The sequence below is a fragment of the Vibrio sp. Vb2131 genome, assembly GCF_033338535.1.
In the GTDB taxonomy this organism is placed as follows: Bacteria; Pseudomonadota; Gammaproteobacteria; order Enterobacterales; family Vibrionaceae; genus Vibrio; species Vibrio alginolyticus.
In genome coordinates, this window is record NZ_JAWOSW010000001.1 from 76362 (window position 1) to 87937 (window position 11576).

Sequence of the window (11576 nt, forward strand, 5' to 3'; positions counted from 1 at the left end):
TTTATGAACACATAAGTGATATTAACACGCACTTGCAATTGATAATCAATTTCATTTAATATCTAAACAAATCAAATGTTGTGGAGATGGATATGAATATTGAGCAATGCTGGATGCGCTACTTAAAAGCGGAGCAACTGATGGAACAAGGCCATTGGCCAGAAGCTCATCGTTTATATGACGACGTGCTCAACAATCTACCCAACCACATTCATTTAGCGCTAGAAAATGCACAAACTAAACCTTGCCAATTTGTATGTCTCATTACGGGACTTAGAGATGCTAGCGTGACGCAATCAGAGATTCTCAACAAACTCGGCTTACAGCATGATGCGTTCTCAATACTCAATCAAACTTACGCGCTATTTCAATTTTTGCAGCTAGAGAGCCATGAACTGATTGAGCGCGTAGGTCACCTACTTGGTCAACAGAGCGAAGACTTATTAGCTCACATGGCGGCATTTTGCTCTGCCCAACGTAATGCTCAATGGATGATAGAACTCGAGCACGTAACGCGCGCGCATGAGCAGTTCTTACATTTGCAAGCAATGAGTTCGGCAAAAGCTTCGCCTTCTCACCTGTATAATTAATCTAAAGCTCAAGCATTGAGGCCAGCTAGGTTTGTACTGTCCATTGCTTGAGTATCATTTGCTTTATCAACCACAAGGATCTGTGATGTCTTCTAAAACCATTCTTTCGGTGAACAACCTATCAGTCAGCTTTACGACAAACGATGGGATCGTCGATGCAGTAAAGAATGTTAGCTTCGATTTAAAAGCAGGCGAGACGCTGTCCATCGTTGGCGAATCTGGCTCTGGCAAGTCAGTATCAACCAATGCACTGATGAAACTACTGCCAGACAACGCTATTTTGCATGAAAGCTCATCCATCATGTTTGAGGGTAGCTCCATCTTGGATAAAACAGAGCGTGAAATGCAAAGTATTCGCGGTGATCGCATTGGCATGATTTTTCAAGAGCCGATGACCTCACTAAACCCGTACATGCGGGTGGGTATCCAAGTCGCTGAGGCCATCATGTGTCACCGCCCGGTCGACAAACGAACAGCAAAAGCAAAGGTGTTAGAGCTGTTTGAATTGGTTCATATGCCAAACCCAGAAAAAGCGTACAACAAGTACCCACACGAATTTTCTGGTGGTCAATTGCAACGTATCATGATTGCGATGGCACTGATTAACGAGCCCGATATTTTGATCGCCGACGAACCAACAACGGCGTTGGATGTCACGGTTCAAGCAGAAGTGTTGCACCTGATTAAAGAAATTCAGGCTCAGATGGGCATGGCAATCCTATTTATTACTCATGACTTAGGCGTCGTAAAACACTTTGCAGACCGTGTCATTGTGATGTGTAAAGGAGAAGTCGTCGAAGAAGGCGAAACACAAACACTCTTCAAGGACCCAAAGCACGAATACACACGTATGCTAATCAATTCGATTCCTAAAGGCAGTAAGGAGCCTATTAGCGAAAGTGCTACGCAGCTGTTAAAGGCTGACGATATACGAGTCAAATTCTTGGTAAAGTCGCATTTTATTGCGAGCAAGAATGAGTACTTCGAAGCGGTAAAAGGCATTTCTCTTGAGCTTAAACAAGGAGAGACCCTCGGGATCGTTGGGGAGTCCGGTTCAGGTAAGTCTACACTCGGCCGAGCTTTGATAGGTCTACTGCCCTCAACTGGCAAAATAGAATATAAAGGCCAAGATATGGCCTTGCTGACAAACAAAGAACGTTTTGAGCTGAAAAAAGACGTTCAGATGGTATTCCAAGACCCTTATGGTTCGCTTTCTCCTCGTATGACTATCGGCGAGATCATCACTGAAGGATTAACTGTCCACCAGCCAATGTTGAGTAAAAAAGAACGTATGCAGAAAGCACGCGACGTGCTTCGAGAGGTTCGCTTAGATCCCGCGTCCATCAACCGTTATCCACACGAGTTTTCGGGAGGCCAGCGTCAGCGTATTGCTATCGCGCGAGCACTAATTCTTGAGCCTTCGTTTATTTTGCTTGATGAGCCAACCTCTGCATTGGACCGCTCGGTTCAACTGACTGTGATTGATCTCCTGAAAGATTTGCAGAAAAAACACAATATTGGCTACTTGTTTATTAGCCACGATCTATCAGTAGTTAAAGCACTCTCTGATCGTGTTCTAGTCATGCAAAAGGGCGAGGTCATGGAACAAGGTACGGCCGAAAAGATTTTCCAAAACCCTAAAAATGACTACACGAAAAAACTGATAGATGCCTCATTTGATCTTGAAAACAGTGAAAATCAGCACAATGCGGCTTAGGTTCATCACAGTTTCATATTCATAAACTAGGATTAAGAAAAGGTGATAAATTCATCTTGTCTTAAGAATGGCGTAGCTGCCTTTCGGTTTGGCCGCCGAGACTGGTTGGTTCAAGAGTCAGACTTAGTCAACCTGGCTCAAATACTGGCAAACAGTATGAATTGAGTTCCCCCAACCATGAAAAATGCCGCGACACTGTCGCGGCATTTTTTTATTCTCAGAAGCTTCGAACAACTAGGGCATTAAATCGACTCAATACCCATATTATGTAACGTAAATGCATACACGTCTGTGGTGAGGTCAATTTGCTTACTCAGCGGCATTCCTGCACCATGACCTGCATTGACATCAATGCGTATTAATACTGGATTAGCGCCTTGCTGTTTGTCTTGCAGCTCCGCAATAAATTTGTACGAATGTGCTGGCACAACTCGGTCGTCGTGATCAGCAGTTGTCACCAAGGTAGCAGGATATTGCACGCCTTCTTTTACATTGTGAACAGGAGAGTAACCAAGCAAGTATTGGAACATCGCTTCACTTTGCTCCGACGTGCCATAGTCATACTTCCAGCCTTCTCCAGAAGTAAACGTGTGATAACGCAGCATATCAAGCACGCCAACCGCAGGCAGCGCGACTTTGAATAGTTCAGGGCGTTGCGTCATACACGCTCCAACTAACAAACCACCATTAGAACCACCGCGAATCGCTAGGCGATCCGAGCTAGTGTAGTCGTTTTCAATCAGGTATTCCGCCGCCGCAATAAAGTCATCAAACACGTTTTGCTTTTGCTGCTGAGTGCCTGCGTTGTGCCAGGCTTTACCGTATTCACCGCCGCCTCGCATGTTGGCGACAGCGTATATACCACCCAACTCTAGCCAGTTGGCTACATTGCCAGAAAACATTGGAGTAAGGCTGATGTTAAAACCGCCGTAACCATACAACATGGTTGGTGATCTACCATCAAGTGCAACGCCCTTCTTGTATGAAATGATCATCGGAACTTGCGTGCCGTCTTTTGAGGTGTAAAACACCTGTTTTGATTCATACTCATTACGATCGAACGGTGCCTTTGATTCCTGAAACAGTGTGGATTCACCAGATTCGACATCAAATGAGAAGATCGTCGGAGGCGTCACGTAGTTAGTGAATGTGTAATAAAGTGTGGTTTCTTCTTTTTTACCCGCCAGACCATAAGCCGTGCCTTCTCCCGGCAATTGTACATCTCGAATCCACTCACCTTGGTAGTTAAACTGCTGCACTTTAGAAAGCACATCTACCATATAAGTCGCAAACAGATAACCGCCACCTTTGCTGATTTCTAACGGCTGTTCTTGTTCAGCAATCACGTCAGCCCATTGTTCTGTCTGAGTGTTGTAGCTGACAACTTTGCCATTCGGCGCGTCTAGGTTGGTGTAAAGCAGCAAGGTTGCGTCTTGGCTATCAATTAAGTAGGTGTCGCCTTGCGTTGTATCGCGCAGCGTCACAATTGCTTGGGAGTCAGACTGTAAATCGATATAAAACAGACGATTACCCGATGTAGATTCTGCGCCAGAAATAATGAGGAAGCGATCATCTGTCGTCGTCGTACCAGACACATAACGATGAACTTGCGTATCCAACTCACCAAAAATCACTTTATCTTCAGATTGAGGGGTACCAAGTTCATGATAATAAAGCTTGTGATGCTCAGTTCGAGCAGACAACTCACTGCCTTGCGGCTTATCGTAGCTTGAGTAATAGAAGCCTTTGCTGCCCAGCCAAGAAATCGACGTAAACTTCGCATCAACAATCTCAGGCTCTAACTGTTCTTTGGTTTCCATATCAATGACAAAGATCTTACGCCAATCACTACCCCCTTCTGAGATGGAATACGCGACCAAACGGTAGTCTTTAGAGAAGCTGACTTCGCCAAGAGAGGTCGTGCCCTCTTCGGAGAAAGTATTTGGATCAAGGAAAACCTCGGCTTCTCCCTCGCCTTTACGTCGATACAATACGCTTTGGTTTTGCAAACCGTCGTTTTTGTAGAAGTAGGTGTAGTCACCACGTACAAATGGCTGGGAATATTTTTCGTAGTTTTGACTGTTCGCCACTAAGTCACGGATTTGTTGGCGGTACGGTATCTGACCAAGGAAATCGAAGGTGACCGAATTTTGACCCGAAACCCATTGTGCGGTTTCTTCACTGCGATCATCTTCTAACCAGCGATAAGGGTCGGCAATGTCGTGACCAAAATAAGTGTCCACGACAGAATCTTTACGTGTTTTTGGGTAATGCATAACGTCCGTGTTACTCCGTTGTTTTTATTAAGTTGTTTATCTTCAATCGTTTTATTGCGGTGATTACCTTAGAGCACCCAATTTTGATTTCAACGACATTGTTTTAAATCTATGAAGAACCTAGAAATAATGAGATATCGTTAAGTACCGGTCGCGAATGTGCTCAATAAGCAGCTTCACTTTGTTCGGTGGTTGACGAGTAAACGGATACACCGCGTAGATACCCAACTTTTTACCTACTAGTTCAGGAAAAATATCCACCAGTTGGCCATTGCGAATATCATGATACACCAAGCATCGCGGGACGTAAGCTATACCATGGCCGCCCAGAGCGGCTTTACGTAATGCGGTCGCGTTATCAGTAGAAAAGCAGCCCGATACTTTGACGATGTAATTGCCATCTTCTCCTTTAAACTCCCAATCCGTTGCACCTGTGGTTTGGTAAGCGTATTGCAGACAATTGTGCGTGGTGAGATCAATCGGCTCGATCGGTTTCCCATTTTTCGCAATATAAGAAGGTGACGCGCATACCACCCATTGGGAATCGAGAATATGTCGTGCGATCAAACTAGAGTCGGCTAGGTAGCCAGTTCGAATGACTAAATCGTAACCATCAGCCACTAAATCGACAAAGCGATTATCCAATGACATGTCCACGGTCAGACCCGGATGAAGGTTACAAAACTCGGCAACAGCATCAGCAAGTATCAAATCTCCAGAGATACACGGCACGGACATTTTTATATGACCGCTCACATTCTCTCCAAAGCCTGCAACAGCATCCATAGCCTCCTGAGTGGCCTGCTTCACATTTTTAGCACTGTGGAGTAACACCTTACCTGCCTCGGTCAAGGTTAATTTGCGCGTTGTTCGATATAATAGCTGAGCCCCTATTTCTTCCTCCAACCTCGCCATTCTTTTGCTAACTACCGAATTTGTAAGGTTATTTGCCTCTGCAACCTTACTAAAGCTGCCAAGTTCGATTACTTGAGAAAATAGGATTAAGTCGTCTGCTCTCATACCATTATGTCACTTTTGGAATTAATTATTTTCATTATTTCCCTATATCAACAAAAAATAAAGGAGTAAATTCACGCCAAATTAACAAAACCATTACAACAAAAAGTCACCTCTACAGCGGATTGACACCGTTCGAGAAGTCAGCGTACGAAGGATGTACAAATGAGTGAAACCCTACTTGCCCTAGTGGCATTTTCGCCAATTGTTGTTGCCGCCATCTTATTGGTTGGTCTCAACTGGCCTGCTAAAAAAGCCATGCCTGTTGCGTTCGGTCTAACCGTCGCTATCGCACTAATGTTTTGGGATATGTCAGCCAATCGCGTACTGGCCTCCGTATTCCAAGGACTGGGCATTACTGTCTCTGTTCTATGGATCGTGTTTGGTGCCATCTTCTTGCTCAACACTTTAAAACACACTGGAGCGATCACCACAATCCGTAATGGATTTACCGATATTTCGGCTGACCGCCGTGTACAAGCCATCATCATTGCTTGGTGCTTTGGCTCGTTCATTGAAGGCGCATCTGGGTTCGGTACCCCGGCAGCAATCGCTGCACCACTACTGGTTGCAATCGGCTTCCCTGCGCTAGCCGCTGTCCTTATGGGCATGATGATTCAGTCTACGCCTGTTTCATTCGGCGCGGTAGGCACGCCTATCATCGTAGGTGTAAACAAAGGTTTAGACACCCATAACATCAGTGAGTCGTTGGCCGCACAAGGTGCAACGTGGGAAATGTACCTGCAAGATATCACAGCACACGTTGCTGTCATTCACGCAGTCGTAGGTACGATGATCCCGGTATTAATGGCGATGATGTTAACACGTTTTTTCGGCAAGAACAGAAGCTGGAGTGAAGGCCTGGATATTCTACCATTTGCGCTATTCGCTGGTGTCTCTTTCACCGTTCCATACGCGTTAACCGGCGTATTCTTGGGCGCAGAGTTTCCTTCACTTATCGGTGGTTTGGTTGGTCTGTCTATCGTTGTTACCGCAGCGAAAAAAGGCTTCTTAGTACCAAAGACTAAGTGGGATTTCGAAAGCGAAGACAAATGGCCTGCAGAGTGGTTAGGTTCGCTAAAAGTCGATCTAAACGACAATCCGGGCAAGCCAATGAGCATCGTAAAAGCTTGGGTTCCATATGTAATGCTGGCAGTTATTCTCGTCGCAAGCCGCGTAAGCCCTGAGCTGAAAGGCTTTGTACAAAGCGTAAGTTTGTCGTTCAGCAACATTCTTGGTGAGACTGGCGTTAGCGCTGCGATTCAGCCGTTATACCTTCCTGGTGGCATTCTGGTGTTTGTCGCACTACTTGCTGCAATGTTACAAAGCGGTAGTGTAAAGCCATTGCGTGAAGCGTTTGGCGAGTCAAGCAAAACACTGATTGGGGCGGGTTTTGTCTTGGTATTTACCATTCCGATGGTTCGTATCTTTATCAACTCAGGCATCAACGGTGCTGACCTAGCAAGTATGCCCGTCACAACCGCAAACTTCGCCTCTGACCTTGTTGGTTCTGCGTTCCCAGCGCTGAGTGCCACCGTTGGTGCACTGGGTGCGTTCATCGCTGGCTCAAACACGGTATCAAATATGATGTTCAGCCAGTTCCAATTCGAAGTGGCACAAACGTTGTCTATTTCGAGTGTGATTGTTGTATCACTCCAAGCCGTCGGTGCTGCCGCAGGTAACATGATTGCGATTCACAACGTTGTTGCCGCATCAGCCACGGTAGGTTTGCTTGGTCGAGAAGGCGCAACATTGCGTAAAACGATTATCCCTACGTTCTACTACATTGTAATGACAGGCATTATTGGATTGGTGCTGATTTATGGCTTCCAAATGACAGATGTCTTAATGAAGTAACGCGAAATGCAGGGTTTACAGCCCTGCCTAATTTGACACAGCTGTCTGCACTACTACCCCGACATGTTGATTTAGCTTGCTACATCAATTCCCCCGACAGCTGTGTCACCCTTTCCAGTTTGCATAACTGATTGAGTGATTTAATAAAATTTTTCAACCAATTATGTAAATGGGTTACCAACATCACCGATTCAAACGTAAGTGAACCATAGGTAACTATACTCATTTTGATGTCTTCACTGCTTTGCGATGAAGGCTCAACGAAAGAGCAAATTGCTCCACAACTTTGCTTAGAATAACCGCTAGGACACCATTATGATTATCTCAGCTTCTACTGACTACCGCGCTGCCGCGAAAGCCAAGCTTCCCCCGTTTCTATTCCATTATATTGATGGCGGCTCTTACGACGAACGCACGCTGAAGCGTAATACTGACGATTTAGGTGATGTCGCTCTTCGCCAACGCGTCCTACGCGATATGACAGATTTGAGCCTCGAAACCGAGATCTTCGGTGAGAAACTGGCAATGCCAATCGCGCTAGCTCCTGTTGGTCTAACTGGTATGTACGCGCGCCGAGGCGAGGTGCAAGCAGCAAAAGCAGCCGAGAAAAAAGGCATCCCATTTACTATGTCGACTGTTTCGGTTTGTCCGATTGAAGAAGTCGCACCTGCAATTGAACGTCCAATGTGGTTCCAGCTTTACGTGCTTAAAGACCGTGGCTTTATGAAAAACGTACTTGAGCGTGCAAAAGCAGCAGGCGTAACAACGCTGGTGTTTACCGTTGATATGCCAGTTCCTGGCGCACGTTACCGTGACATGCACTCAGGTATGAGTGGCCCTAACGCGGCCATGCGTCGTGTATTCCAGGCGATGCGCCACCCAAGCTGGGCGCTGGATGTGGGTCTACTTGGTAAACCGCACGACTTAGGTAACATCTCAACTTATCGTGGCGAACCAACAAAGCTAGAAGATTACATCGGCTGGTTAGGCGCAAACTTCGACCCTTCTATCTCCTGGAAAGATCTTGAGTGGATTCGTGATTTTTGGGATGGCCCAATGGTTATCAAAGGCATTCTAGATGAAGAAGACGCGAAAGATGCGGTACGTTTCGGCGCAGATGGCATTGTGGTATCTAACCATGGTGGCCGTCAGTTAGATGGCGTACTTTCAAGTGCTAAAGCACTGCCAAGCATTGCGGATACGGTAAAAGGTGATCTTAAGATCTTCGTAGACTCTGGTATTCGTACTGGTCTTGATGTCGTTCGTATGCTCGCACTTGGTGCAGACTGTACGCTTCTTGGCCGTTCATTTGTGTACGCATTGGCAGCACAAGGCGGAGCAGGCGTTGAAAACCTACTGGATCTGTACGATAAAGAAATGCGTGTAGCAATGACGCTGACTGGCGCTAAGTCTATCGCGGATCTTTCACGCGATTCGCTAGTGAAAATCCCATAATCTTTGCAAGCGAGCAAAACAGAAACGAAAAAACGAGCCAACAGTGGCTCGTTTTTTATTGCTCTTCAACCCGATAATTTGACGAGCAAGCTAGCTAACTTGGTGGACGTACTCGATCACGACTTGGTTTCCGTCGATAAACACGTTACTGATATCGCCATCCACCGTCACACGATTTTGTAAATAAACGGTACCAGATGCAGATAGGTCACGCTCCGTCAAAGACGGAATCACCTGACCAGGACGTACATGTAGCTGCTCGCATAGCTGTTTTACAAAACCTAGCGTCAGTGGAGAATTACCACGTAACAAGCCAGAAAACTCGTGTAGACTCAAACCAAGGCGCTTCGCCATTTCCATTTGAGTGATGTGCATTTTGGCTTTTTGTGACATCCAGATGTCGTAGAGCGCGTTTCGATCCAGCTCTGTAAATTCCATATCTGCCTCCGCTAATTCAAGAGCCAATACACTCTCACACTTACTTAAGATAAATGTTAGCGATAAGTCAGAGAAGTTATAATTGATCGTCCAAATATCAACCCTCAATCATTGGTAGCGTACCTCTGAACATGCATGAGGCGGTCGCTCAACAGAACATTGAGGTGACTCTCTTGTCATCGGAAGGAAAAGTCCATCTCGGACGGTTTAGACATAAGTAAATGATTTAAAGGAAATCACTGGGGTGAAGGAGTAATATCTGCTACCTTTCCTTCCATGGTTCACTAGAAATAAGTTACATATGCCACAGTGGTTTACCGAATTACAAAGCTACATTGAAACGTCTCATCAAAATTGGAGTGGGAGCGTCCTTTTCATTACGCTCGCTAGCTTTATAGCTTGGATAGCTTGGCGACTGATCCGCTCTCGCCTCGCTGCGCTCGTAGAGAAAACGCCCTTCCACTGGGATGACATGTTGCTTGATGCGCTAAAAGCGCCAGTCAGTACACTCATTTGGTGTTGGCCAGCAACCGTCTCTATCGGCATCATATTAGAGAGCGAGCTCAACGATAAAATAAACTGGTTAAGTACGCTGAAACTGATTTTAATCATCAGCATCTTCGTATGGACCGTTATGCGGCTCATTACCAATGTTGAAGAGCATGTTCTCGAACAAAAGAACCGAGATGAAACAACAGTACAAGCGATAGCTAAGGTCGCGCGCCTGTTCTTTATTACCGTCGGAATTCTAACCGTAATGCAGGCATTTGGTCTGTCACTATCGGGCCTACTTACCTTCGGTGGTGTTGGTGGTTTGATCGTCGGTTTAGCGGCGAAGGATTTGCTGTCTAACTTTTTTGGAGGTCTTATGATCTACTTCGATCGTCCATTTAAAGTTGGCGATTGGATCCGTTCTCCAGACCGACAAATAGAGGGGACGGTAGAACGCATTGGCTGGCGTATGACCATTATCCGAACTTTCGATAAGCGTCCACTGTATGTGCCAAACTCAGTGTTTAGCAGCATTGTCGTAGAAAACCCATCTCGCATGCTGAACCGACGTATCTACGAAAAAATTGGACTTCGTTACGACGATGCTGAAAAAATGCCGCAAATTATCACCGCGGTAAAAGAAATGCTGAAAAATCACAAAGACATTGATGCACGCCAAACACTTATCGTCAACTTCGATACATTCGGTCCATCATCATTGCACTTCTTTATCTATACCTTTACTAAAACCGTGAATTGGGTGAGATACCATGAGGTTAAGCAGGACATACTGCTTAAGGTAATCAACATCATTAAAGAACACGATGCAGATATCGCGTTCCCTACTCAGACGCTTAAGCTTGATCCTATACAAATGGTAAAAGCGGAAGAGCAAGAAGATCACGGCTTCTAGTTCTCACCAATACCCAAATAATCAAGCCCGCTGTGTTTAAGCGGGCTTTTTATTTTTCTTCGCATGAAGTGGTTATTGTTGCGTTAACACTATACGTGCATTCAGCGGTTGGATTGGGCGATTGTTTTTCCCCATTACTTCCGAAAAAGATTTTATCTGCTCAGGAGAAATAGTTTGTGCTTCTTTCATCACGAACCAACGTACACCTTCAGAGCATGGCGGTGTCGTTAGTGAGCCGTTAAAGCGGTAGTAGTCTTTATCACTTGGGATAAGGGCATCAGCATCAAATGGAACCTTGATGGTAACATCTTGATCTTTAGTTGGAATGTTAGCTAGCATCTTAGCTAGATCTGGGTTCGCGTCACCCAGTTTAAAGAACACCGCGACAACAGCTAGATGACCTACTTTGTCGGCATGCACAAAGTGTGCTTCTAGAGGGTATTCTTTACCGTCCACATGGTTTTCAGATGGCGTATGGAAGTGGAACTGTTTCAACGTAAACTCTTTACCATCAATGGTGAGTGTGTTTTTACCTTCTAAACCAGTCTGTAAAGTGTGACCGTTGTTCAGCAGTGTGATTGCCTTACCTTCGTAGTCGAAATTCAATTTTTCTAGCTTCGCTTCGGTCGCCGATTCAATGTTGATTGGGCTCTGGTTTTGACCTTTTGCGCACTCAGATGCAAACTCACCCCAATGAGCTGGCCCATGGTTTCCCTCGTAGCCCCAGCTTGCTGCATAAGCTGTTCCTGTAAATACCAGTGCCAAACCTAGTGTTGTTAGTGACTTCTTCATCATTTTCCTTATTTCTGAAAGTTAAATTC

At 45.5% G+C, this 11576-nt stretch carries 9 protein-coding genes; 5 read left to right on the top strand and 4 right to left on the bottom strand.

What is annotated here, in order from left to right; all coding sequences use genetic code 11:
* Window positions 1-92: 92 nt before the first annotated feature.
* The gene (locus R7E38_RS00315; protein WP_017635485.1) at window positions 93-590 is read left to right on the top strand and encodes a hypothetical protein; all 498 of its coding nucleotides are present in this window, start codon (window positions 93-95) and stop codon (window positions 588-590) included.
* Between the two features lie 85 nt (window positions 591-675).
* Window positions 676-2307 (top strand): ABC transporter ATP-binding protein, encoded by a 1632-nt coding sequence (locus R7E38_RS00320; RefSeq protein WP_005375114.1) that lies wholly within the window; start codon window positions 676-678, stop codon window positions 2305-2307.
* A 242-nt stretch (window positions 2308-2549) separates the two neighbouring features.
* Here R7E38_RS00320 and R7E38_RS00325 read toward each other — a convergent pair whose 3' ends face one another.
* A complete protein-coding gene (locus R7E38_RS00325) occupies window positions 2550-4583 on the bottom strand; it encodes a prolyl oligopeptidase family serine peptidase (RefSeq protein WP_226082787.1) in 2034 nt (677 codons plus the stop codon).
* 120 nt (window positions 4584-4703) lie between these two features.
* The gene (locus tag R7E38_RS00330) at window positions 4704-5603 is read right to left on the bottom strand and encodes a LysR family transcriptional regulator (protein ID WP_005375112.1); all 900 of its coding nucleotides are present in this window, start codon (window positions 5601-5603) and stop codon (window positions 4704-4706) included.
* Between the two features lie 162 nt (window positions 5604-5765).
* Between R7E38_RS00330 and R7E38_RS00335 the strand changes: the two genes are divergently transcribed.
* Window positions 5766-7457, top strand: a complete 1692-nt coding sequence (locus tag R7E38_RS00335) for an L-lactate permease (protein WP_005375111.1) — start codon at window positions 5766-5768, stop codon at window positions 7455-7457.
* Window positions 7458-7772: 315 nt separating this feature from the next.
* Entirely contained in the window at window positions 7773-8912 is a 1140-nt protein-coding gene (gene lldD / locus R7E38_RS00340) for an FMN-dependent L-lactate dehydrogenase LldD (RefSeq protein ID WP_115386802.1), read from the top strand.
* Between the two features lie 90 nt (window positions 8913-9002).
* On the opposite strand, the gene R7E38_RS00345 is transcribed toward lldD, so the two are convergent.
* On the bottom strand, window positions 9003-9350 hold the full coding sequence (locus R7E38_RS00345; RefSeq protein ID WP_005375109.1) for a helix-turn-helix domain-containing protein: 348 nt from the start codon (window positions 9348-9350) through the stop codon (window positions 9003-9005).
* 301 nt (window positions 9351-9651) lie between these two features.
* Here R7E38_RS00345 and R7E38_RS00350 point away from each other — a divergent pair, with 301 nt between their 5' ends.
* On the top strand, window positions 9652-10755 hold the full coding sequence (locus tag R7E38_RS00350; protein WP_005375107.1) for a mechanosensitive ion channel family protein: 1104 nt from the start codon (window positions 9652-9654) through the stop codon (window positions 10753-10755).
* Window positions 10756-10827: 72 nt separating this feature from the next.
* Here R7E38_RS00350 and R7E38_RS00355 read toward each other — a convergent pair whose 3' ends face one another.
* The gene (locus R7E38_RS00355; RefSeq protein WP_115386803.1) at window positions 10828-11547 is read right to left on the bottom strand and encodes a carbonic anhydrase; all 720 of its coding nucleotides are present in this window, start codon (window positions 11545-11547) and stop codon (window positions 10828-10830) included.
* Window positions 11548-11576: the final 29 nt, after the last annotated feature.